This window comes from Leucobacter chromiireducens subsp. solipictus, from assembly GCF_016758195.1.
Lineage (GTDB): Bacteria > Actinomycetota > Actinomycetes > Actinomycetales > Microbacteriaceae > Leucobacter > Leucobacter solipictus.
Window position 1 is genome coordinate 426,485 of sequence record NZ_QYAC01000002.1, and the last position, 22,466, is coordinate 448,950.

19 protein-coding genes and 1 tRNA gene are annotated in these 22,466 nt (G+C 68.9%); 10 read left to right on the forward strand and 10 right to left on the reverse strand.

Annotated features, from left to right (window positions below):
• Position 1: 1 nt before the first annotated feature.
• The 4 genes from D3230_RS05345 to D3230_RS05360 all read right to left on the reverse strand — a co-directional run bounded on the left by D3230_RS05345 (position 2) and on the right by D3230_RS05360 (position 4,641).
• Positions 2–703: a response regulator transcription factor gene (locus D3230_RS05345; RefSeq protein ID WP_202343971.1), complete on the reverse strand. Its 702-nt coding sequence runs from the start codon at positions 701–703 to the stop codon at positions 2–4.
• 158 nt (positions 704–861) lie between these two features.
• Positions 862–1,983 carry an ABC transporter substrate-binding protein gene (locus D3230_RS05350; RefSeq protein WP_202343972.1) on the reverse strand — a complete coding sequence of 374 codons (1,122 nt, stop codon included), beginning with the start codon at positions 1,981–1,983 and terminating at the stop codon, positions 862–864.
• A 55-nt stretch (positions 1,984–2,038) separates the two neighbouring features.
• Positions 2,039–3,016, reverse strand: a complete 978-nt coding sequence (gene speB, locus D3230_RS05355; protein WP_202343973.1) for an agmatinase — start codon at positions 3,014–3,016, stop codon at positions 2,039–2,041.
• Complete coding sequence (locus D3230_RS05360; RefSeq protein ID WP_202343974.1) at positions 3,013–4,641, reverse strand: 5-guanidino-2-oxopentanoate decarboxylase; 1,629 nt, start codon at positions 4,639–4,641, stop codon at positions 3,013–3,015. The genes speB and D3230_RS05360 overlap by 4 nt, the downstream gene beginning before the upstream one ends.
• Positions 4,642–4,753: 112 nt before the next feature.
• Here D3230_RS05360 and D3230_RS05365 point away from each other — a divergent pair, with 112 nt between their 5' ends.
• The gene (locus tag D3230_RS05365) at positions 4,754–5,347 is read left to right on the forward strand and encodes a helix-turn-helix domain-containing protein (protein ID WP_202343975.1); all 594 of its coding nucleotides are present in this window, start codon (positions 4,754–4,756) and stop codon (positions 5,345–5,347) included.
• 199 nt (positions 5,348–5,546) lie between these two features.
• On the opposite strand, the gene D3230_RS05370 is transcribed toward D3230_RS05365, so the two are convergent.
• Genes D3230_RS05370 through D3230_RS05380 form a run of 3 tightly spaced genes read right to left on the reverse strand, consistent with a single transcriptional unit; the run spans position 5,547 to position 9,371 of the window.
• The gene (locus D3230_RS05370; RefSeq protein ID WP_202343976.1) at positions 5,547–7,181 is read right to left on the reverse strand and encodes a DNA repair helicase XPB; all 1,635 of its coding nucleotides are present in this window, start codon (positions 7,179–7,181) and stop codon (positions 5,547–5,549) included.
• 44 nt (positions 7,182–7,225) lie between these two features.
• Complete coding sequence (locus D3230_RS05375; protein WP_202343977.1) at positions 7,226–9,091, reverse strand: helicase-associated domain-containing protein; 1,866 nt, start codon at positions 9,089–9,091, stop codon at positions 7,226–7,228.
• A gap of 13 nt (positions 9,092–9,104) precedes the next feature.
• Positions 9,105–9,371, reverse strand: a complete 267-nt coding sequence (locus D3230_RS05380; protein WP_237466953.1) for a hypothetical protein — start codon at positions 9,369–9,371, stop codon at positions 9,105–9,107.
• Between the two features lie 138 nt (positions 9,372–9,509).
• Here D3230_RS05380 and D3230_RS05385 point away from each other — a divergent pair, with 138 nt between their 5' ends.
• The 5 genes from D3230_RS05385 (at position 9,510) to D3230_RS05405 (ending at position 16,523) form a co-directional block, all read left to right on the forward strand.
• Positions 9,510–9,887 (forward strand): cold-shock protein, encoded by a 378-nt coding sequence (locus tag D3230_RS05385; protein ID WP_202343979.1) that lies wholly within the window; start codon positions 9,510–9,512, stop codon positions 9,885–9,887.
• Complete coding sequence (locus D3230_RS05390; RefSeq protein WP_202343980.1) at positions 9,880–10,503, forward strand: DUF3027 domain-containing protein; 624 nt, start codon at positions 9,880–9,882, stop codon at positions 10,501–10,503. Before D3230_RS05385 ends, D3230_RS05390 begins: the two co-directional genes overlap by 8 nt.
• Positions 10,504–10,769: 266 nt before the next feature.
• Positions 10,770–13,820, forward strand: coding sequence for a VWA domain-containing protein (locus D3230_RS16335; protein ID WP_202343981.1), 3,051 nt, complete (start codon positions 10,770–10,772; stop codon positions 13,818–13,820).
• Between the two features lie 101 nt (positions 13,821–13,921).
• The gene (locus D3230_RS05400; protein ID WP_202343982.1) at positions 13,922–15,451 is read left to right on the forward strand and encodes a SpaH/EbpB family LPXTG-anchored major pilin; all 1,530 of its coding nucleotides are present in this window, start codon (positions 13,922–13,924) and stop codon (positions 15,449–15,451) included.
• A 67-nt stretch (positions 15,452–15,518) separates the two neighbouring features.
• Complete coding sequence (locus D3230_RS05405) at positions 15,519–16,523, forward strand: class C sortase (RefSeq protein WP_337249099.1); 1,005 nt, start codon at positions 15,519–15,521, stop codon at positions 16,521–16,523.
• Here the strand turns inward: D3230_RS05405 and serC are convergent.
• On the reverse strand, positions 16,520–17,638 hold the full coding sequence (gene serC / locus D3230_RS05410; RefSeq protein ID WP_202343983.1) for a phosphoserine transaminase: 1,119 nt from the start codon (positions 17,636–17,638) through the stop codon (positions 16,520–16,522). The two genes, D3230_RS05405 and serC, sit on opposite strands and share 4 nt — an antisense overlap.
• Before the next feature lie 77 nt (positions 17,639–17,715).
• On the opposite strand from serC, the gene D3230_RS05415 reads away from it, so the two are divergent.
• From D3230_RS05415 to D3230_RS05430, 4 genes are all read left to right on the forward strand, one after another.
• A complete protein-coding gene (locus D3230_RS05415) occupies positions 17,716–18,408 on the forward strand; it encodes an iron-dependent transcriptional repressor DtxR (protein WP_202343984.1) in 693 nt (230 codons plus the stop codon).
• 104 nt (positions 18,409–18,512) lie between these two features.
• Positions 18,513–19,865, forward strand: a complete 1,353-nt coding sequence (gene gdhA / locus D3230_RS05420) for an NADP-specific glutamate dehydrogenase (protein ID WP_202343985.1) — start codon at positions 18,513–18,515, stop codon at positions 19,863–19,865.
• Between the two features lie 212 nt (positions 19,866–20,077).
• Positions 20,078–20,833, forward strand: a complete 756-nt coding sequence (locus tag D3230_RS05425) for an NlpC/P60 family protein (protein WP_202343986.1) — start codon at positions 20,078–20,080, stop codon at positions 20,831–20,833.
• A gap of 134 nt (positions 20,834–20,967) precedes the next feature.
• A tRNA-Arg gene (locus tag D3230_RS05430) sits at positions 20,968–21,040 on the forward strand.
• A 160-nt stretch (positions 21,041–21,200) separates the two neighbouring features.
• Here the strand turns inward: D3230_RS05430 and D3230_RS05435 are convergent.
• Both D3230_RS05435 and D3230_RS05440 read right to left on the reverse strand, forming a co-directional pair.
• Complete coding sequence (locus tag D3230_RS05435) at positions 21,201–21,689, reverse strand: DUF892 family protein (RefSeq protein WP_202343987.1); 489 nt, start codon at positions 21,687–21,689, stop codon at positions 21,201–21,203.
• Positions 21,690–21,851: 162 nt separating this feature from the next.
• Positions 21,852–22,295 carry a low affinity iron permease family protein gene (locus tag D3230_RS05440; protein WP_337249100.1) on the reverse strand — a complete coding sequence of 148 codons (444 nt, stop codon included), beginning with the start codon at positions 22,293–22,295 and terminating at the stop codon, positions 21,852–21,854.
• Positions 22,296–22,466 lie beyond the last annotated feature (171 nt).

Sequence of the window (22,466 nt, forward strand, 5' to 3'; positions counted from 1 at the left end):
GCTACTTTGCTTCGGTCTTGAGCATGTACCCGAAGCCGCGCTTCGTCTGGATCAGCGATTCCTCGGTCAGCGGATCAAGCTTGCGGCGCAGGTAGGAGATGTAGGACTCGACGATGCCGGCGTCGCCGTTGAAGTCGTATTCCCACACGTGATCGAGGATCTGCGCTTTCGACAAGACGCGGTTCGCGTTCTGCATCAGGTACCGCAGCAGCTTGAACTCGGTGGGGGAGAGCTCCACGGAGGCGCCCCCGACGGAGACCTCGTGGGTGTCCTGATCCATGGTGATCGGGCCGACCGTGAGGACCGAGTCCTCGTCCTCCTGGATGGTGCGGCGGAGCACGGCCTTGATGCGCGCGATGATCTCGTCGAGGCTGAACGGCTTCGTGACGTAGTCGTCGCCGCCGACCGTGAGGCCCTCGATCTTGTCCTCGGTGTCGTCCTTCGCGGTGAGGAAGATAATGGGTGCGGTATAGCCGGCGGAGCGGAGCCGCTTCGTGACACTGAATCCGTTCATGTCGGGCAGCATCACGTCGAGCACGATCAGGTCGGGCTCCTCCTCCAGTACGGCGGAGATGGTCTGCGCGCCGTTGGCGACGGCGCGCACACCGAACCCAGCGAACCGGAGGCTCGTGCTGAGCAGCTCGCGGATGTTGGGCTCGTCGTCAACGATCAGAATCCGGGGTCCCTTTGGCTGAGTGTTCATGTTCCCAGTCTCTGATTGTTTGCTATGAACTAGCTGGAAGGTAGGTCCGCGTGTCGCCGGAGCCGGAGCCGGAGCTGGACCGGAGCCGGAGCCGGAGCAGGAGCCGGGCCCAGGACGGAGCGGGCACCGGCCCCGGCGACACGCAGCGCAGGATCGGCCTACGCCCCGGTCACCCACTTCGCCCAGGCATCGGACATCGCGTCGTAGTTCTCGACCCAGAAGTCGAAGTTCGGGACGTGGCCGGTCTCGAAGCGCGTGCTCGCGAGCCACTCGGCGAGCACGTCGTCAACCTGGGGCTCCGCGTTGACGTTCACCGGCGACATCGAGTTCAGCTCGGTCATCCCCGCCTGCTGCTCCGCCCCGAGGAAGTAGTTGATCGCGGCGTGCGAGGCGGCGGGATCCTTCGCTCCCTTCGGGATCGCGGTCGAGTCGATCGCGACGAGCCACTCATCCCACACGGGGGCGATCGGGGCCCCGGCCTCCGCGGCACCGTAGCCGCGACCGGACCACACGAAGCCCATGACGGCCTCGCCGCTTTCGAGCTGCTGCTGCGCCTGGGCGCCGGTAGACCACGCGATCATGTCGCTGCCGAGGCTCTCGTACTTCGCGATGGCCTGGTCGATGTGTTCCGGCTGCAGATTGTCGAGGTCCACGCCGTCGGCGAGCAGCGGGAACTCGAGGTTCTGCGGGTCGACGTAGGTGGTCTGGGGCACGGTGCGCTTGCCCGGGAACTTCTCGGTGTCGAAGAAGTCGGCGGCGCTCTTCGGCGGATTGTCCCCAAACGCCTCGGTGTTGTACGCGATCACGAAGCCGTACATCACGTTCGGGATCATGCACTCATCTGTGATGGTGCCCTCGGGGAGCTCCGAGGTGTCGATCAGTGAACGGTCGATCTTCTCGTAGAGCGTGCCGCAGCCGCGCGCGGTGTCGACCTGCGAGGTGTCGACGATGTCCCAGACCACATTGCCACCGTCGACCATGGCCTTGAGCTTGCCGGAGTCGAATGCGTCCATCTGCATCGTCGCGCCCGAGGCCGTCGCGAACGGCTGCCAGATCGCTTCGTCCTGGCCCTCCTGGAAGATGCCGCCGGGTCCGGCGTAGGTGAGGGTGGTGCCGGCGAGGATTCCCTCGGGGATCTCGCCGACGACGGGGGTGCCGAAGTCGCGGTCGGCCGCGGGCTCGGCGGCCGGGCTCGCGCACGCGGCGAGCAGGATCCCCGCGGCGCCGAGGAGCGCGACCGCGGAGAGCGGGCGGGTGAGTGAGCGGGAGAGGGTCGTCATTGATTCTTCCGTTTCGTCGTGCGGGTGCCCGTGGGCACCCGCGGGATGGGGTGGGTCAGCGCCCCCAGAGGGACAGGAACTCGTACGCGACGTGCGCCGCGGCGAGCGAGGTGACGTCGGCGTGGTCGTAGGCCGGGGCGACCTCGACGACGTCGGCGCCGACGATGTTCAACGGGGCCAGGCCCCGGATCAGGTACAGGAGCTCGCGACTGGTGAGGCCGCCGGGCTCCGGGGTGCCGGTGCCGGGCGCGAACGCCGGATCGAGCACGTCGATGTCGACGGACACGTACACGGGCCGGCCATCGAGTCGGCGCAGCATCTGGTCGAGGATCCCCTCGAGCCCGGTCGTGGAGAACTCGCTCGAGTGCACGGTCTGGAAGCCCAGCGCGCGATCCTCCGACAGATCCTGCGGACCGTAAAGCGGCCCGCGGATCCCGATGTGCATGCAGCCCTCGGGGTCGAGCAGGCCCTCCTCCGAAGCCCGCCGGAAGGGGGTGCCGTGGTGCATGGCGGCCCCGAAGTAGGTCCCGAAGGTGTCGATGTGTGCGTCGAAGTGGAGGACGGAGATGGGGCCGTGGTGCCGCGCCAGTGTCTTGATCGAGGGGTAGGCGATGGTGTGGTCCCCGCCCAGGAGCACCAGCTTGCCGGCGCGCTCGCGGGCCGCGGCGAGCCCGGTGAGCATGGCATCGACGGCGCGGTCCACGCCGAAGGGGGTGACCGCCAGGTTCCCGACGTCGGCGACCTGGTGCGCGGCGAACGGGAACGAATCGAGTTCGACGTTGTAGGGGCGGATCAGGTGGCTGGCCCCGCGGATGCCCTCGGGGCCAAAGCGTGCGCCCGGGCGGAAGGTGACGCCCGAGTCAAACGGGATGCCGATCACCCCGGCCTGCGCTTCGCCGACCTCGGCCAGGCTGGGCAGGCCTGCGAAGGTGCCGGGGCCCGCGAAGCGGGGCACCTGGGAGAAATCGACCTGGCCGGTGACGGGGCGGCCGTCGCGGCTCACGCCGGTGGTGTAGGGGAGTTCGAGGGTCATGCGGGGGTGCCTTCCTGGAGTGCATCGGCTTCGACGCGGTGCTCGGCCGGGGCCTGCACCACGATGACGGAGAGGCCTGGCTCAGCGGTCGCGGCGCGCAACGCCGCGGTGAGTTCGGCCGGGCTGGTGGGGCGCGCGATCTCGGCACCGAAACCCGCGGCGATCATGCCGAGATCCTGTGCGGTGGTGCGCACGCCCGCGGGACGGATGTCGGTGCGGGCGAACGAGACTTCGATCTCGCGGTAGCCGCCGTTGTCCCAGATCACGAACGTGATGTTCGCACCGAGATCGCGCGCTGTGGCCAGCTCCGGCAGCGTGAAGAGTGCGCTGCCATCGCCGGCGAGCGCCACGACGGGCGTGTCCGGGGCGGCGATGGCGGCACCGATCGCCATGGGGAGCGCGGGGCCGAGGGTACCGTAGCCGTAGGGTGCGAGCCACCGTCCCGGGGTGTCGAGCGGGAGGAAGTGGTGCGCCTGATACGCGAGCTGCGCGGAGTCCGCGGTGAGAATGGCGCCCTCCGGGAGGGCATCGGCCACCGCGTCGATCCAGGGGGTGTGCGGATCCGCGGCGCGCTCAGCTGCGAGACCGGCGCGGGCCGCCGCCGCTCGTGCCGTTCCGGCGGCGCTCGCCGCAGCGTCCGGTGCCGGGAGTGCCGCGAGTGCGGCCTCGGCGAACGCGGCGACGCGGAGCGCGAGCGTCGGCTGGTGCTGGTCCGGGTGGGTCACCGCGGGGTCGATGTCCACGCGGAGGACGTCCGCGAGCCGGGGTTCCGGGGTGCCGGTGAACAACACCTCAAAATCGGAGAGTTCGGTGCCGAGGCCGATCACGAGATCCGCGGCGCTGACGAGTTCCTGTGTGCGCGGGAACGGCATGCTGATGCCCGCGTTCAGCGGGTGCGCCTCGGGCAGTAGCCCCTTGGCGTTGCCGGTCAGGATGACGGGGGCCGCGAGGCGCTCGGCGAGCGCCTGCACGGCGGGGCCGTCGTGGCGTGCTCCGCCGCCCGCGATGATGACGGGGGAGCTGGCCGCCGAAAGTCGTGCAAGTTCCGCCGCGAGGCGGGGCGCGGGTGCGGCATCGGGTGCGGCCTCGGGATTCGGCGCGGGCCGGTGCAGCTCGCCCACCTCCTCCGCAAGGAGGTCGCGCGGGATCCCGATGTAGACGGGGCGCGGACGCTCCCGCTCCCAGCGGGTGAAGGCCTCGTCGATGAGCTCGGGCACGCGTTCGGCCGTGGTCACGGTTTCGCTGAACAGGGTGAACGGGCGGAGCACCTCGGCGAGGTCCGGGGTGTCGTGCAGCGTGCCGCGGTGGGCGCCGAGCTGTTCGCGCGTGACCGTGGACCCGATGACGAGCATGGGGATGGAATCGTGCCAGGCCTGCCCGATCGGTGTGAGCGCGTTGAGTACCCCGGGCCCGGTGATCAGGTAGCACACGCCGGGGGTGCCGGAGACGCGCGTGTAGGCGTCCGCCATAAACGCGGCACCTTGCTCGTGGCGCGGGATGGTGACGCTGAGCCCGCTCCGGTCGATATCGCGGAAGAGTTCGAGCGTGTGCACCCCGGGGATTCCGAAGACCTGCGAGATGCCGTATTCGCTGAGCAGTGAGCTGATGGCCTGGCCGAGCCGCATGTGCTGCGTCCCTTCTGCGGACCTCGTCGTCCGCGCCGTGTTTTATGTGACAATACTCTGTGAGGTCATACTAAACAGCAGTCGCGGCTTTCGTCAACGGTAGACTCCGTGCATGACCGAACGAAGTACCACGGTGCGTCAGCCCCACACGGGCGCGTCTGAACAGCTGGCGCAGATCGGCTTCCGGCTGCGCGTCGCCCGCGAGGAACGGGGCATGACGATCAGCAGCGTCGCCGACTTCACCGGCCTCACCAAGGGCTTCATCTCGCAGGTCGAGCGCGGCCTCGCCTCGGCCTCGATCTCCTCACTCGCCGCGATCTGCGACGCGCTCACCATGCCGATGGGGCGGCTCTTCGACCCGCCGAAGATCTACGTCAATCGCCTGGCGGAGCGGAAGCCGGCCATGCTCATGGGCGACGGCGTGGCCGACACGATCCTCACCCCGCCCGGGCAGAGCGACGTGCAGGTCATCGAGACCTGGGTCGAGCCGGGTGGCGGCTTCGAGCCTGAGCCCTACCGGCTTCCCGTGGACCGCGAATTCGTGGTCGTGCTGGCGGGCGAACTGGAACTCCGGATCGAGGCCGAGACGTTCCTCCTCGCCGAGGGGGACACCATGAGCTTCGACGCGCGGCACGCCCACATCTGGCGCAACCCCTCGGAGACCGAGCGGACGCGGGTGATGTGGGTGCTCTCCTCCCGCGTCTAGGGACGGGAGCGGAGGCGCGGCGGGTCTGTCGCATTGCGCGGCGCACCCATTTCGCGCGTCGCACAAACCACAGGAGATTCACGAAATCCGCGGAGATTTTCTCCCGAAATCGGGCCTGGGCGCAGGATCTCCTGTGGATGTGGTGGTCGCGGCGGCGCGATTGCGGGGCCGGGGCCCGTGGGGGCCGGCGGCAGACTCGCTAGACCTGATCCTCGTCGAGGATCGTGTACGCGTAGCCCTGCTCCGCGAGGAACCGCTGCCGGTTCTGGGCGAAGTCCTGATCGACGGTGTCGCGAGTGATCAGCGTGTAGAACGACGCGGTCGCCCCGTTCGCCTTCGGGCGCAGCAGGCGGCCCAGGCGCTGCGCCTCCTCCTGCCGGGACCCGAAGGATCCGGAGATCTGAATCGCGACGGACGCATCCGGGAGATCTACGGAGAAGTTCGCCACCTTGGACACGACGAGGATCTTCTCTTCGCCGGAACGGAACGCCCCGAAGAGTCGTTCGCGCTCGTCCACCGGGGTCTGCCCCGTAATCAGTGGGGCCCCGAGCGCCTCCGACATGGATTCGAGCTGGTCGATGTACTGACCGATGACGAGCACGCTCTCGCCGGGGTGGTTGTCGATGATCCGGCGCGCGACCCGCTCCTTCACCGGGGCGCTCGCCGCGATCCGGTAGCGGTCCTGATCTTCCGCGATCGCGTACTCCATGCGCTCGGACTCGGTGAGCCCCACGCGCACCTCGAAGCAGGCGGCCGGGGCAATGAAGCCCTGCGCCTCGATGTCTTTCCACGCGGCGTCGTAGCGCTTCGGCCCGATGAGGCTGAAGACGTCGCCCTCTCGACCGTCCTCACGGACGAGGGTCGCCGTGAGCCCCAGGCGACGGCGCGCCTGCAGGTCCGCGGTCAGCTTGAACACGGGCGCGGGGAGCAGGTGCACCTCGTCGTAGACGATGACGCCCCAGTCCTCGGCGTCGAGCAGCGACAGATGCGCGTACTCGCCCTTCCGGCGACTCGTGAGGATCTGGTACGTCGCGATCGTGACCGGCTTCACCTCTTTCACCTGCCCGGAATACTCGCCGATCTCGTCCTCGGTGAGGCTCGTGCGGCGGAGAAGTTCGTCGCGCCACTGCCGCGCGGAGACGGCATTCGTGACGAGGATCAGCGTCTTCGCACCGACGGCCACCATCGAGGCCGCGCCCACGATGGTTTTCCCCGCGCCGCAGGGCAGCACGACCACCCCGGAGCCGCCGCGCTGGAAGGCTTCCACGGCTTTCGCCTGGTAGTCGCGAAGTTCCCAGCCCTCCTCGGCGAGGGCGATGTCGTAGGGTTCGCCCGGCGTATACCCGGCGAGATCCTCGGCAGGCCAGCCTCGGGCGACGAGCTGCTGTTTGAGTTCGCCGCGCGCCCACGCCTCGACCGGGTAGGTGAACTCGTCGCGCCGGTTGCCGAGCAGGGGTGCGATCTTCTTCGCGCTCGTCACCTCGCGCAGCACGGCGGCGTCTTCGGAGCGCAGGATCAGCTCGCCCTCGGCATCGCGCTCAATCGTGAGCCGGCCGTAGCGCCGCATCGTGTCCGCGATTTCCTCGGCGACGCCGGACGGGACCGGGAACTTTGCGTGCGTGTTCAGGGTCTCGAGGATCTCCTCGGCGGTGTGCCCGGCGGCCCGCGCGTTCCAGAGCCCGAGCCGGGTCACGCGATAGGTGTGGATGTGCTCGGGCGCGCGCTCCAGCTCCGCAAACACGGCGAGCTCGTGCCGAGCGTCCTCGGCGTCCGGGTGAGCGACCTCCAGAAGGACGGTGTGGTCGCTCTGCACGATGAGTGGGCCGAGTGTCATAGCGAACCAGTGTAGCTGGCGAGGATGAAAACAGTTCGTGCGGGCTAGACCGGCTCCACTGCGGTGATCATGCTCACGGGGAGCGTGCGCTCCACCCCCGCGTGCTGATCGGTCGCGCGGAGGCGGCCGCCGGTGACGGAGACGGGGAGCAGCGTAAAGGTGTGCTGCTGGCCGCGGGCCTCCGCGGTCACCTGCACCGGGCTCCGGTCCCGGATCGCGAGTTCGAGACGACGGGTGAAGTCGCCCGTACCGGGCTCGGCACGGGCCGCCTCGTGGACCCGCTCGACGAGCGCGGTGTAGTGCTCCGCGAGCGGCTCCGAATCCTCGGGCGGCGAAGGCGGCGGGTCCGCGGAGACGATCGGGATCGCCGCGGTGGGGAGGTCTGGGTGCCTCGGGAGCGGGGCACGGCGGGTGCTGGTGAGCGCCGTGCCGCTCATGGGGTGATAGCGCGCGTCGGTGAGCGCGGAGATCACGTGATCGGCGCGCAGCCGAGACCGCAGAATGACGGTGCCCGAATGCGTGAGGGGGGTCGGCGCCTGCCGGGTGAGCTGGAGATGCTGCAGCGAACGGTCCACGAGGAGCGTCTCAGCGAGATCCGGGCGCCCGACCGTGATCCGGGTGCGCCCGTCATCGTCGTCGACCTCGTCGACCACGAGATCCCCGAGACGCTGCGCCCGCGTGGCGAGCACATACTCGAGCGGCTGCGGGATCCCGGTGAGTGAGATCCGTGCGAAGAGTTCGCGGGCGGCGTCGGGGGAGACCCCCTGCTCGATCCCCTCGGCGATGCTTCCGTCGGTGATCCGCCGGGTGGAGGCCACGCCGATCTGCTCGGCGCGCGAGATCGCACTCAAGATCGCTTCGTCGCGGGGGTCGAGCGGGCCCGGCACCACCACAGAGAGATCGGGCTGGACGTAGACGCCGGGCGCCTGTCCCGGGGTCTGCTCGGCGATGAGGCTGCGTGCGGTCGCGAGCTCGCCCGCCCCGAGTGCTGCGGCCGGGGTGCTGAGCCGGCCGCCCACGGTCAGTCCGAGCTGCTCGGCCACGGCAACGAAGGCCGCTGCCGCCTCGACCTCGGCCTCGGGGAGAAGCGGGAAAAAATGAGGGATCGCCGCGGCGCCGGCCGCGAGATCGTTCGGCGTGGCGCGCAGTACGGCGCGCAACGAGGGGGGCGTCGCCCGCATAACAGCCTCACCCAGCACACGCCAGCGCTCGCGGTTATCGCTCGCCAGCCAGGTCGCGGCCGCATCGCCGACAACGAGCAGATGATCGTCGCGCCGGGGCACGGTCAGGCCGGCATGTCCGAGCGCGGTCAGGATGCGCGACACCGAGGTCACGTCGATGCTCGTCGCATCGGCGAGAGCGCGGAGGGATACGACCGCGACGGTGCCGTTGCGGTTGAGCTTGCCCGGGCGCAGGGCGAGGACGCGGAGGCACTCGGCGGCCTGCCCCACCGCGGTGAATGCTGGCGAGTACCAGGTATCCGTGTCGCGCGGGGACGCTGCCGGGTCCGCCGCCGGACCGCCACCGGGACGGTCGGCTTCCTCGGCCATGAGCGCGGCAGGGGCGAGCCCCGCAGCGGCGAGCGTCTCGCTCACGACCGCGGTGACCTCGGGCAGCGCGGCGGGGGCACCGCCATCGGTGCCGACGAGACCGCGCGCGGAGAGCGTGGCCACGGTCGCCGCATCGGCGGTGCCGGGCCGCTCCGCGAGGAGTAGGAGCGCGCGGAGCGCCGCGCGGTCGAGCGGCAGGATGGCGCGGGTGATGGAGTCGCTGCGGAGCAGATCCGTTGCGAGCCCGATCGGATCGGTGATGCTCGCCGCCGCCTGGGGGCGGCGCTGCGCGACCACACCGCGCAGCGCACTCCGATCCATCTCGGCGATGGCGGAGGCGAGCGCGAGTGTGCCGCTCATCGTGACGGCCGCTCTACTTCCCGTTATTCCGTCGGAACTCGCGCCGACGGCGGGCCTGCGTCAGGATCAGGAGCAAGATCAGGAGGACGAACCCGATCGGCAATCCGATCAGCGAGACGCCGTAGACGAAAGGCCAGAGCCCCTCTGCCATGGCCTGGCGGTCGTTCATTCCCACGATGAGGGTGGCAAAGAACGAGAGCAGCGCGACCGCGATGATCGAGAGCGAACTGATCGCGAGGATCCGCTCCAGAAGTGATGGGGTGCTGGGTTCTGTGGACATCCGCTCCATTTTAGCGCCTTCTGCCTCTCAGTGGGTGGAAGATCGGGCACTACACTGGTGAGGATATGCGGGTGCGGCAGGCTGCACCGAAGCGCGGTGGGCTGGGTGCGCACCCGCCGAGACGGAAAGGGACGAGGCATGCCGAACGGCAAGGTCAGGTTCTACGACGAAGACAAAGGCTTTGGCTTCATTCAGGGCGAAGACGGCGCGCAGGTGTACCTGCACGCGTCGGTGCTTCCTGACGGCGTCGAGGTGCAGGCGGGCACACGCGTGGAGTACAGCGTGGCGGACGGTCGCCGCGGGCCGCAGGCGTTGTCGGTGCGCGTCCTTGACGCCCCCAAAGCGGCCAAGCGCAACCGGAAGTCTGCCGACGAGATGGCGATCATCATCGAGGATCTGGTGAAGCTGCTTGACGGGCTGGGGGGACGGCTGAAGAACGGGCAGTACCCCGAGCGCGCGCAGTCCCGGCAGGTGGCGGCGATGTTGCGCCGAGTGGCGGATGACTTCGATGCCTGAGGATGTGAACGTGCCGACGCACGACGAACTCGGCGCTGATCCCGTGCTGCTCGCGGCCCGGGATCAGGCGCGCGCCGCGCTTGAAGAGATCACCCCGGCCGACACCATCGGTGCCGAGGACGGGCATGAGGTCCACGAGGCCCACGTGCTCACCCTGTTGTTTGAGTGCCGGCTTCCGGGCTACCCCGGGTGGCGGTGGGCCGCGACGCTCGCACGCGTCGATGAGACCGCCGCGGTGACCGTCCTCGAGGTTGAACTGCTGCCCGGGCCGGGGGCCGTGACGGCACCGGAGTGGGTGCCGTGGTCCGAGCGCCTCGCGCAGTATCGGGAAACGCAGGCGCGTCAGGCGCAAGAAGACAGCGCGGCGGACGCCGCGGCGGCTGCGGAGCTCGGCGATGAGGACGACGACGAGCTGATGGACAACGACTACAACGATTTCGACGATGAGCTCGACGGCGTTGACATCGATGAGCTCAGTGCCCACGATGACGACGATGTGGACGAGGATTCGGACGAGGATCGCACCGATGAGTCCGACGAGACGGAACTCTTCGACGACGATCCCGACGACCTCGATGATGACACGGACGACGAAGACGGCGACGACCGCCAGTAGTCACACCAACACCAACGGCCCGGACTCCGGGCCGTTGGTGTTTTTCTGTGCGTACCCATTTGGGGACACAAGATACGTAGTTTTCCCGGATCCCACCTCCACACCGGATTCATAGCCTATTCCCGGGGCGGGGAACGTACACGGAATCTCAGCTGATTGCCGTGCGTCCCCGCGATTTTCTGGGGATGGGGAACGCAATGAGGCACGCGGAATTTCGCGACCGCAGACTGCATCAGCGCAGTCGAAGAGCACTGGGGGGACCGCGCGTGAGCGTGCCCGCCGCCACAGCGGTGCTCGCGATGGGACTCTTCGGCGCGGTGCCCGCGTGGGCGGCACCGGCCACCGCGCCGGGTGACGCGGGGACGCCCGCGCCGGCCGGACTGAGCTGGCGTGCCGAGGATGCCACGAGCACCCTGCAGGCGGGACTCTCGTTCGAGGTGCGGGCCGCACAGGACGCCACCTCCGCGGCGACCGGGCTCCCGCCCGTGACCGCGCGTATCGTGGACAACGGGGGACAGCCGGGCGATGCAGGTATCGATCTGGACCCGACTCCCGGAGCCTTCGCCGTTGACACGCTGGTGGATCAGAACGATCCAGCTCGAAGCCACACGATTACGCCGGGCGAGACGCTGCAGCTCCGGGTCGTAGCGACGTCCGAGGGACCCGCGGCCGACTCGGCGTGGCAGAGCGTTGTTGCGCCAGCAACGAGCGACGACGCGGTTCCCGTGGTCACGATTGACCCGGCCGCCGTGGCCCCCGAGGTCCCCGAACAGCCCGGCGTGCCCGCAGAGCCCGCAGCGCCTGTCGACCCCGCAGCGCCGGCTCCCGAGGAAGATCCCGCTCCCGAGGTCAACCCGGCCCCCGAAGCTCCGACGATTCCCGAGACCACGGCACCGCCCGCCGCGAAGCCGAGCCCGCAGCGCGCGGACGTGGCGGCCCGTGCGACGCCGACCGCGCGGATCATCGTCAAGACCGGCGGCGACCGGACCGGGACGACCGGCGTCACGCCGCTGGCCGGGGTGACGCTGCTGCTCAAGAACGACAACGGGAGCTGGTTTACTCCCGCGCCGACAGCCACGAGGCCCGACGGGGTGAGCGGCGATGGCGCCGGCTGGGCACGCTGCGTCTCCGACTCAAATGGCGAGTGCATCTTCGAGGTGCCGGACACGGAACGCAACGGCGCGAACCGGGACAAGCGGCTCTGGGTGGTACCCGCCGCGAGCAGCGCGCCGAGCGGCTGGTTCGCGAACGCGTCGCTGCGCACCGGCGGTGCCAGCGGCGGCACCGCAACCACGTATCAGTTCCGGCTGGGCAGCCAACTCCGTGCCGACGCGACCTACCGCTCCGGCCAGGACTTTATGACCGCGCCCGACAATTCCACGGAGACCTCCTCCGGGGGCACCTGGGCGGTGTCCCGGAATAACCCGCAGCTGCCGCAGAGCTGTGGCATCGACGTGGCCCTCGTGCTGGACCGCTCCGGTTCGGTGGGCACGTCAATGCCGAATCTCAAGGCGGCGGCCGACAACTTTGTGAACGCGCTCGTGGGGACCCAATCGCGCATGGCGCTGTTCTCCTTCGCCGGAAACTCGCCCGAGACCGGGGCTCCGAACTACCCGGCGCTCACGCCCGTATCCACACAGGCGCAAGCCAACACGTTCAAGACCCGCTACGCGGGGCTCCAGCCCTCGGGCGGAACCAACTGGGACCGCGGGATCGGGGTGGCGGCGGAGGCCTCCGCCACGAACCCCACGCCCTACGACGTGACCGTGGTGATCACGGACGGCAACCCCACGTTCTATGGGCCGGGCACCTCCGGCCCCGGCAGCAGCACCCGGCTCATCGAGACGGAGAACGGCGTCTTCTCCGCGAACGCGTTGAAAGCGACAGGTTCCCGGATCATCGCCTTCGGTGTGGGCAGCGGCGTCACCGACGCGAATAGCGCGCTCAACCTCAGCGCAATCTCGGGCCCGACGAAGGGCAGCGACTACTATCAGACCTCCAACTATGAGGCTGCGGGGCAGGCGCTCCGTGCGCTCGCGCTCGGCAACTGCGCCGGGCAGCTCACGGTCACCAAGATGATCGTCCCGGACTCGGCACCGGCCGGATCCATCGCCGGCGCCCAGCCGGCAGGTGCCGGCTGGGAGTTCACAGTCGCGAACCCCGGATCCGGGGCGACCCTGCCGAACCCGCCCGTGCGGACCACGGAGGACGACGGTACCGGGACGATCGCCTTCCCGTTCACCTTCACGCCGACGACCCGCAGCGCCGAGGTCACCGTGACCGAGACCCAACAGCCCGGGTACACCCTGCAGCCCGTGAACGGGCAGAACGCGGTGTGCACCAACCTGAACACTGGGACGCGAACGGTACCGAGCGGAAACCCCACGAACGGGGTGCGCGTGGCAGTCCCCAACGGGGAAACGATCAACTGCATCGTGTACAACCGGGCCCCGAGCCGGGCGGCGACCGTGCAGGTCGATAAGGTCTGGAAGATCCAGGACGCCTCGGGCACGAATCTGGGAACGTACCGCCAGCCGGGTGACGAGTCCGAGCTCCCCGCGGGGCTGAGCGGCCAGCTTTCGCTGAGCGGGCCCGGCGCGGCAGGATCGACGCCGCAGGACTGGGGCACGCCGCGCGCCGGGTACACGACCGGAGCAACCGTCGGGATCGATGAGCGGGTCACGATCGATGCCGCGCTCGTGCCCGGGTGCACCCTGACCTCGAACACGCTGACGAAGCGCGGTGCGGCGAGCGCCGCGGACCCGCTGCCCGCTTCGGCGACGCTCACGCCGGGGGCCAACACCTTCGAGATCACGAACGTCGTGACCTGCGTCTCGCAGCTCACCCTGCTGAAGACCGTCGAAGATGGAACGGCGAGCCCAGCGAACTGGAAGCTCACCGCGGACCCGGGTCAGGGCGGCACCCCGTTCACCGTGTCCGGTGCCACGACCCGATCCGCAGCCAACACGTTCGGCGTCACCCCGGACCAGGGCTACGCGCTGTCCGAGGCCGCGAGCGATCCGAGCGCACCACTGTCCTACCTGCTGAACCGCGTCGAACGGTGCGAACCGCAGCCGGGGAACCCCGGTGCCTGCACCTGGGTGGCGATCGACGAAAGCGCGCCCGTCACGGTCGGGCTCGGGCAGCACGGAATCTACCGCTTTGTGAATCGCCCGGCACCCGCCCTCCAGGTTCCGCTGACCGGCGGCCTCAGCTCCGACGCGCTCGGCATCGCCGGCGCGAGCCTCGCGGCTCTCGCGCTGCTCGTCGGCGGCCTGAGCTGGTCGCGCCGCCGCCGCGCCGAAACGAGCGCCTGATGCGCGCCCCACTGACCCGGAGACTCGCCCCGCGCGCGCGTCTCCTGCCGTTCCGAAACCCGGAACGCGCCACCACGCACCACCAAGAGAGGACCCCCACCATGAGTCACACCGGATACGGGAGAAGCCCCAAGCGCGTTATCGGCGCGCTTGCGGCGGCAGCCATCGCACTGCTCGGTGCTGTCGCCGCGAGCTCGCCGGCCATGGCCGCGCCGAGCTTCGGCGGGATCGACCCTGACGCCTCAGGCTCGATCATCGTCCACAAGCACGAGCACCAGAGTGGCACGAGCCCGGTCACCCAGAATCCGGACGGATCCGGCCCCGCGATCCCCAGCCCGGGGATCAAGGACGTACAGTTCACCGCCGCCCCGCTCCTCAAGGACGGTCAGCCGGTGGACCTGAGCGACCCCGCTGCCTGGGACGCGCTGGAAGATCTGCAGCCCGGCGCCGAGTGCACCGCGCCGGCCGGGTACACGCTGGGCACCGCGCTGCCGACCGTCACGACCGACGCCAACGGCGAGGCCACGATCCCCGCCACCGTCGGCGTCTACGTGGTCTGCGAGACCGCCGCGCCCGCGACGGTGGTGGACCGTGCGGCCCCCTTCATCGTGACGATCCCGTACCCGTATGAGGACGGCTGGCTGTACGACGTCAACGTGTACCCGAAGAACGGCATCACGGGCATCACGAAGACCGTGAACACCCCGACCGGGCTCGGCCTCGGCAGCATCGTCGAGTTCCCCGTGAGCGCGCAGATCCCCGCGCTCGCCGCCGGGCGCAGCCTGACGAGCTTCACCGTGTCGGACACGCTCGATCCTCGCCTCACCCCGACCGGTGCCTCGTTCGGCGTGCAGGGTGGCGTGAAGACCGTCACGGTGGACGGCACCGAGGTTCCCGCGGAGAACTACACCGTGTCCGTGACCGGACAGACCATCGACGTCTCCTTCACCGCGACGCCGGGCCTCCCATGGCTTGCCACCCGATCCGGCAAGAGTGTGGTGGTGACCTTCCAGGGCACCGTCACCTCGCTCGGCAACGGCTCGATCGTGAACGAGGCGACCAGCTTCGTGAACGATCCGGATCGGAACAACGGCATCACCTCGAACCCCGTCACCACCAACTGGGGCGACGTGCTCATCGAGAAGGTGAACGCCCGGACCCCTGGCGATACGCTCGCCGGCGCAAAATTCGAGGTGTACGCCGCGGCTGAGCCCTACGCCGCTGACTGCTCGGCGGCGACGCCGACCGGCGCTGCGATTGCGGTCTCGGGTGAGACGGTGTTCACCACCGGTGCCAACGGCCGCGTCACCATCGCGGGCCTCTTCGTGAGCGACAGCAGCAACGCGCCGGAGAACGCCGCGCAGCGCTGCTACGTGCTGAAGGAGACCGCGGCACCCGCGGGCTACGTCACGCCGACCGGCGATGCCGCCTTCACCCCGGTCGCGGTCAAGACCGGCGTCTCGGCTGAGCTGGACGTCACGGTCAAGAACGTTCAGCAGAACGTGCCCGGCCTGCCGCTGACCGGCTCCTCCGGGGCCCTGATGCTCTCCGTCGCGGGCGGCGCACTGCTCATCGCAGCCGCGGGCACCGCGATTCTGCTCTCTCGCCGCCGCACGGCCGGCGCAGAGTAACAGCTGGGTGGGTGAGTAGCGCGTCCCCCCGTAGCGCTCACCCATCCTCCACAAAAAGGGAGATACGGTGACGAACTCACAGACCCTGGTCACGCCACCCCAGCCTGATCACGCGGCAGAACGTGCAGTCTCGGATCCGCCGTCTCCCGGGACACCGGGCTCGGCCCGCCGATGGCGGCGGCCGAGCCCGGTGGTCATCCTCGTCGCGCTCCTCGCCCTCGCGGGCGTGGTGCTGCTCCAGCTTCCCAGCATCGCCACCTGGTTCTCGCAGCGGGACTACTCCCAGGAGATCATGGGCCTGAACCGTGAAAGCTCAAGCGCGGATGAAGCACGGCGTCAGACGGCCCTTGCCGCAGCTCGGGCATACAACGAACAACTCACCGGGGCCGCAGTGGTCGCCGCGGGGCAGCGAATCCCGCAGGCCGTGGAAAGCTCGGCCGACGAGGAGTACACGCGGCTGCTGGCGGCCGACAGCACGGGCCTGATGGCGCGCATCAAGATCCCATCGATTGACGTCGACCTGCCGATCTACCACGGCACGAGCGACGACGTCCTCGAACAGGGTGTGGGGCACCTCGAGGGCACGGCATTGCCGGTCGGCGGCCCCACCACGCACACCGTGCTCACCGCGCACCGCGGCCTCGCGAAGGCCGCGCTCTTCGACAACCTCGATCAGGTGCAGGAGGGGGACACCTTCACCGTGGAGACGTGGGGTGAGGTGCTCACCTACCGGGTGACCGAGACGCAGGTGGTGAAACCCGATGAGACGCAGTCGCTCTACCCCGTCCTGGGGGAGGACCTCGCGACCCTCGTGACCTGCACCCCGCTCGGGATCAACACCCACCGGATCCTGGTCACGGGGGAGCGGGTCACCCCGACGCCGATCGGCGATCTGAACGCCGCCGGGGAAGATCCGACCGTCCCCGGGTTCCCGTGGTGGGCCGTATGGTCCGCGCTCGCGCTGACCGGGATCACCGGCTATGTCGTGGCGTCGTGCCGGGTGCGTACGCGCGCGAGCGATGCGGGCCGCGCGAAGCGGCGGCCCGCACACGCCGCGGGTGATCCGGCCTAGACCAGGCGCTCGAGCACGTAGTCGATCGCGCCCGTCAGGGTACGTACGTCCTCGGGATCGATCGCGGTGAAGGTCGCGATACGCAGCTGGTTGCGGCCGAGCTTGCGGTACGGCTCCGTGTCCACGATGCCGTTCGCGCGCAGCGCGGCCGAGATCGCGGCGGCGTCGACGCTGTCGTCGAAGTCGATGGTGACAACGACCTGCGAACGGTGTTCCGGGTTCGCAACGAACGGGGTCGCGACGGGGGTGCGCTCGGCCCAGTCGTACAGCACCTGCGAGGACTCTGCGGTGCGGGCCGACGCCCAGGCGAGACCGCCCTGCCCGTTGATCCAGCGCAGCTGCTCGTCCATCATCGCGATCGTCGCGAGTGCCGGGGTGTTCAGCGTCTGGTTCTTGCGGGAGTTCTCGATCGCCCCGGCCAGGTTCAGCGATTCGGGGATATACCGACCCGACGACGTGACGCGCTCGATCCGCTCGATCGCGGCGGGAGAGACGAGGGCAAACCAGAGGCCGCCGTCCGAGGCGAAGTTCTTCTGCGGGGAGAAGTAGTAGACGTCCGCCTCGTTCGCGTCGAAGTCGATGCCACCGGCCGCGCTCGTCGCGTCGACGACCGTCAACGCACCGGCGTCGCCCGCCACGCGGACCACGGGTGCCATGACCCCCGTGGACGTCTCGTTGTGGGGGTAGGCGTACACGTCGACCCCGGCAACGGCCTCGGCCTGCGAGCGCGATCCGGCATCCGCGCTCCGAATATCCGGGGCCTCCAGGAAGGGGGCGGCGCCGGTCGCCTTGCCGAACTTCGCGCCGAACTCGCCGAACGCGAGGTGCTGGCTGCGGCGTTCCACGAGCGAGTGCGCTGCGGAATCCCAGAACGTGGTCGCGCCGCCGTTGGCGAGCAGGATCTCGTAGCCCTCGGGGGCGCGGAACAGCTCCGCAAGGCCGGCGCGGACGCTGCCGACCAGGTCCTTCACCGGTGCCTGGCGGTGGGAGGTTCCCAGCACGCTCGGCTGCAGGGACGCGAGGAAGGTGAGCTGCTCGTCGCGGACCTTCGAGGGGCCGCAACCGAAGCGTCCATCGGCGGGCAGGAGGGCAGCGGGGAGTGAGATATCGGCCATAGCGAGATTCTACCGGGCGTGGGAACGACCCAGGGTCATGCCCTAAGCTGGAATCTGGGCTAACGAGAGGATTGCTGATGACAGATCTGATCGATACGACGGAAATGTACCTGCGGACGATCCTGGAGCTCGAAGAGGAAGGGATTGTGCCGCTGCGCGCGCGCATTTCTGAGCGGCTCGGCCACTCGGGTCCCACGGTCTCACAGACGGTCGGGCGCATGGAGCGCGACGGGCTTGTCGTGGTCACCGACGACCGCCGCCTCGAACTCACCGAGACCGGGCGCACCAAGGCGGTGCGCGTCATGCGGAAGCACCGCATCGCCGAACGGCTGCTCGCCGATGTGATCGGCCTGGAGTGGGCGTATGTGCACGAAGAAGCGTGCCGCTGGGAGCACGTGATGAGCGAGCGCGTCGAGCGCAAGCTGCTCGGGATGCTCGGCAACCCGACGGAGTCGCCCTACGGCAACCCCATTCCCGGGCTCGAGGAGCTCGGGTCCACGCGCGCCGGGTCCTTCCAGACCGGGGTGAGCGGCCTCACGGAGCTGCTGATCGAGCCCGAGGTCACCATGACCGCGCGGATCCGCCGGCTCGCGGAGCCGCTGCAGGTCGATCCGGAGCTGCTGGATCAGCTCGCGGACGCCGGTGTCGTGCCCGGCAACAAGGCTTCCTTCGTTCGACGCGGGCACACCGTGCACGTCGAGGTCGAAGGATCACATGAAGCGATCGACCTCCCCGCCGAGGTCGCCGCGCACATTTTCGTCTCACAGTAGAGCGAGTGCCCGCGTGAGCGGGTATGGCTCCGCGGAGTCGATGGTATTAAGCGTGCCCAATTCCGGGCTGCTACCACAGGAGTTGATAGACAGAGGAGTCGACCGTGACGCTGCCCACCCCCGAAACACACTTACGGGACGTGACCAGAATCGTCGAGCACCGGAGCGCCGGTGAACAAGAGTTCCTGCAGTCCGTTCGCGAGGTGCTCGACACCCTGGGGCCGGTGCTTGCCGAACACCCCGAGTTCATTGAGGCCGGGATCCTCGACCGCCTGGTCGAGCCCGAGCGGCAGGTCATCTTCCGCGTGCCGTGGACCGATGACCAGAATCGCGTGCAGGTGAACCGTGGCATGCGCGTGCAGTTCAACTCGGTGCTGGGCCCCTATAAGGGGGGACTCCGCTTCCACCCCACCGTGAACCTGTCGGTGATCAAGTTCCTCGGCTTCGAGCAGATCTTCAAGAACGCGCTCACCTCCCAGCGCATCGGTGCCGGAAAGGGTGGCTCGGACTTTGATCCCGCGGGCAAGAGCGCGTCAGAGGTGATGCGGTTCTGCCAGAGCTTCATGACGGAGCTCGTGCACCACATCGGCGAGGACACCGACATCCCCGCGGGCGACATCGGTGTCGGATCACGCGAGATCGGATACCTGTTCGGACAGTACCGCCGGATCACGCAGCGCTACGAGGCTGGCGTGCTCACCGGCAAGGGCGTGGGCTGGGGCGGTGCCGAGGTGCGTACCGAGGCCACCGGGTACGGCGCGGTGTTCTTCGCGCAGGAGATGCTGGCGCGCGCCTCCCAGGGCATCGAGGGGCGCCGGGCGGTGGTCTCCGGATCCGGCAACGTCGCGACCTACGCCATTGAAAAGGTGCAGCAGCTGGGCGGCAAAGCGATCACCGCCTCCGACTCGAGCGGCTACATCGTCGACGAGGCAGGAATCGACCTCGATCTCTTGAAGCAGGTGAAGGGCGTGGAGCGGGCCCGGATCTCCGAGTACGCGGAGCGCCGGCCGAGCGCCCGCTACGTCGCCGGCGGCTCCGTGTGGGACGTGCCGGCCGAGCTGGCATTCCCCTGCGCGACCCAGAATGAGCTCACGGACGCCCACGCGAAGACCCTCATCGCCAACGGGGTGCGCGCCGTCACCGAGGGCGCGAACATGCCCACCACCCCGGGCGCGGTCGAGATGTTCCAGGACGCGGGAGTGTTGTTCGCGCCGGGCAAGGCTGCGAACGCGGGCGGCGTCGCCACCTCAGCGCTCGAGATGAGCCAGAACGCCGCGCGTTCCCGCTGGGACCGCGACAAGAGCGAGTCCCGGCTGCACGGCATCATGCGGGATGTGCACGAGTCAACCTTCGACGCGTCGGAGCGCTACGGTCGCCCGGGCGACTACGTGCTCGGGGCGAACTCGGCGGCCTTCGTCACCGTGGCGCAGGCGATGCTGGCGCAGGGCGTGATCTAGGCCGCGGAGCCGGGAACCGGGCCGGTCATTTTGCTTCACGTGAAGCAAAACGACCGGCCCGGTTTGGTGTTTTTCCGAGTCGTGGACAGGGTTTCTGAGAGCTTCGTGACCTGAGCGTGACATTCCCGTAATCATCGGTTACTCTTGAACGGTCGCGTCCCGGAAGGGGTGCACACGATGACCACCAACCAAGGTAGAGGCAGATTATTCTCGTGAATCAGAACCCCAGCACGGCGGTCGCGGTTGCGAACGACGCTGCGAAGCCCGCACGTTCGCAGGCCAAGCGCATCGGACAGATGGCTGGAGCTGCCGCACTGAGCCTCGGACTGGTCGGCGCTTTCGGGCTTCCCGCCTACGCCGTCGCGCCGACGGTCGAGGGCGCGCCTGACGCGGACATCACGCAGCAGCAGCTCGTCACCCCGATGACGGACGTCCAGATTTCCCCGGTCGTGTCCCTCGATGGCGAGGTCGGCGCGGACATCCTTGAGCAGGAGCGCAAGGAGAAGGAAAAGGAAGAGAAGGCTGCCGCCGCTGCGGCCGCTCAGCTCGCCGCAGGCCAGAACGCTGCGTCGGCAGCGACGGCCACCGCCGGTCCCGCGGGCAAGAGCTCGGCAGACGTCCCCGCCGGTGTCGGCGCTGAGGGCCTCGTCGCCGCAGCGCTCGCGCAGGTCGGCGTCTCGCAGGACTGCACCGACCTGGTCCAGAACGCACTCGCGGGCATCGGCCTCACCGAGCGCCGCGACATGGGCGGCTACGACCACGGCGTCTCCGACTTCTACCGCTACGGCACCCCGGTGACCGACGGCAACTACGCCCCCGGTGACATCCTCATCTGGGCCGGCGCACCGCACGTCGCGATCTACATCGGCAACGGCCAGGCCGTGCACGGTGGCTGGGGCGGCAACCAGACGGTGGTCAACACTTACGCTTCCCCGAGCGCGACGCCCGACGTCGTCCGCCTCGGCTAAGAGCTTTCACCCAGAACGAGCGGGACTTCGGTCCCGCTCGTTCTGCGTTTCCGGGCTGCGCCTGCGGCGCCGAACGCGCCGTGCACGGTGGCCCCGGTGCGCTAGACTCCCAAAGGTCGCCTTCCCGCGATCCCGCCCTGGTAGCTCAGTGGATAGAGCACTTCTCTCCTAAAGAAGGTGTCGGAGGTTCGATTCCTCTCCAGGGCACAACAGCTCCCGCCCCGGTGCTTTCCTCGGTCACCACCCGCCGCGGACCGCAGCTTCGGGCATCCCCGGGAAGGTCGGTTGGGGCGCATGTGCGCACACACCTGGGCCCCGCCGTTCGCCACCGTAGTGGCGAGCGACGGGGCCCAGGTGTGCGCGAGTGCTAGCTTGAGCTGAGCATCTCCTGCAGGGTGGTGCGCAGCTCCTCGCTCGTGTGCACCTCCTGGTCGAGGTTCGCGGAGAGGAGCTTGCCGGACTCCGCCGCGCCGAGCGCTTCTGCGTGCATGATCAGCCCGGTGTAACTCGCGATCTCGAAGTGCTCGTTTCCCAGCGCGCTCATGAGCGCGATCTGGTTGTGGAGCTTCGGATCGGCTTTCTCGAGCAGGCTTGCCGCCTGTGTCTTGATCCCGGTCGTCGCCTGCGACGGGGCCGTCGTCGCCTCGTAGCCCAGATCCTTCAGGACCCGCTCCAGGTTGTCGATCTGCTCCCGGGTCTCGTCGGCGTGGTGGGTGAACAGCTTCTTGATCTTCTGGTCGCGCGCGGCCGCATGCAGATCGTCGAGCGCCTCCAGCGAGTGCTGCTCCATCATGAGCGCGCTCCGCAGCGCGTAGTGGAACAGCGCTTCGGGGGTGTCGAGTGTGTGCTGAGACATGTGTTCCTCCAGTTCGTCAGGGACGGGCGACCGTCCAGGTGCGTCCCTCGGGTCGAGGGAGTGGATCGTGTGCCGTGGCGCATGCCGGGGGCGGTGTGACCCGGGCGTGCGCTCTGCGGTGTCGACGCGGTGCATCGCACGGCCGCGGGCGGCCGGTAGCGCCTAGCCCCCGGCGCGCGGCCCCACGCGCACGGGCGCGCCACGCTCGGCATTCGCATTCGCATTCGCATTCGCATTCGCATCCGCGTTTGCCGGGCGTACGAGGTTCTTGCTGGTGCTCTCGAGATCCTCGAGGCCCACGGCGGTTCGCAGTTCCTCGGCGTCACGCGGGTGGCCGTTCGCGGCCATCCAGTCGCTCAGTCCGTCCGCGATGGCGTTGAGCTTGTGTTGCACCGCCTGGTTCGCTCGGGTCTGGCTGTTCTGCAAGAGCGCGACGGACAAGAAGGTCACGATGGTCGTCAGGGTGTTGATGATGAGCTGCCACGTATCGACGCTGCGAATGAAGATGATCGATGGGGCCCACAGGACCACCAAGAGGACGCAGAAGCAAAAGAACCAGGCTCGGCTTGCGAGGCCGGACGCGCGTTCCGCGAACCGATCGAACACACCGATATGGTCTGAGACATCGCTGGGCAAAACTGCGACACGTGCCATTCCCATTCCCCCTCATTCGTCTGTACCTTGGGTCGAACCAGCGCGGGTTCCCGCGTGTGTTTCCTCACGGTACCGCCGGGAGAATGTCCCGGTGAGGCCCTTGCCGTGGACATTACGATCTGG

Excerpts from the sequence above, each read along its gene's own strand:
- D3230_RS05360 (WP_202343974.1), bottom strand. The coding sequence starts at position 4,641 with ATGCGGCTCGGCCAGGCCATCAGCTCACTGCTCAGCGAATACGGCATC.
- D3230_RS05370 (WP_202343976.1), bottom strand. The coding sequence starts at position 7,181 with ATGACACTCGGCCCACTCATCGTGCAGAGCGACCACACCGTCCTTCTG.
- D3230_RS05435 (WP_202343987.1), bottom strand. The coding sequence starts at position 21,689 with ATGTCTCAGCACACACTCGACACCCCCGAAGCGCTGTTCCACTACGCG.
- D3230_RS05390 (WP_202343980.1), top strand. The coding sequence starts at position 9,880 with ATGCCTGAGGATGTGAACGTGCCGACGCACGACGAACTCGGCGCTGAT.
- serC (WP_202343983.1), bottom strand. The coding sequence starts at position 17,638 with ATGGCCGATATCTCACTCCCCGCTGCCCTCCTGCCCGCCGATGGACGC.
- D3230_RS05385 (WP_202343979.1), top strand. The coding sequence starts at position 9,510 with ATGCCGAACGGCAAGGTCAGGTTCTACGACGAAGACAAAGGCTTTGGC.
- D3230_RS05415 (WP_202343984.1), top strand. The coding sequence starts at position 17,716 with ATGACAGATCTGATCGATACGACGGAAATGTACCTGCGGACGATCCTG.
- D3230_RS05345 (WP_202343971.1), bottom strand. The coding sequence starts at position 703 with ATGAACACTCAGCCAAAGGGACCCCGGATTCTGATCGTTGACGACGAG.
- D3230_RS05350 (WP_202343972.1), bottom strand. The coding sequence starts at position 1,983 with ATGACGACCCTCTCCCGCTCACTCACCCGCCCGCTCTCCGCGGTCGCG.
- D3230_RS05365 (WP_202343975.1), top strand. The coding sequence starts at position 4,754 with ATGACCGAACGAAGTACCACGGTGCGTCAGCCCCACACGGGCGCGTCT.
- speB (WP_202343973.1), bottom strand. The coding sequence starts at position 3,016 with ATGACCCTCGAACTCCCCTACACCACCGGCGTGAGCCGCGACGGCCGC.
- D3230_RS05375 (WP_202343977.1), bottom strand. The coding sequence starts at position 9,091 with ATGAGCGGCACACTCGCGCTCGCCTCCGCCATCGCCGAGATGGATCGG.
- D3230_RS05400 (WP_202343982.1), top strand. The coding sequence starts at position 13,922 with ATGAGTCACACCGGATACGGGAGAAGCCCCAAGCGCGTTATCGGCGCG.
- D3230_RS05380 (WP_237466953.1), bottom strand. The coding sequence starts at position 9,371 with ATGTCCACAGAACCCAGCACCCCATCACTTCTGGAGCGGATCCTCGCG.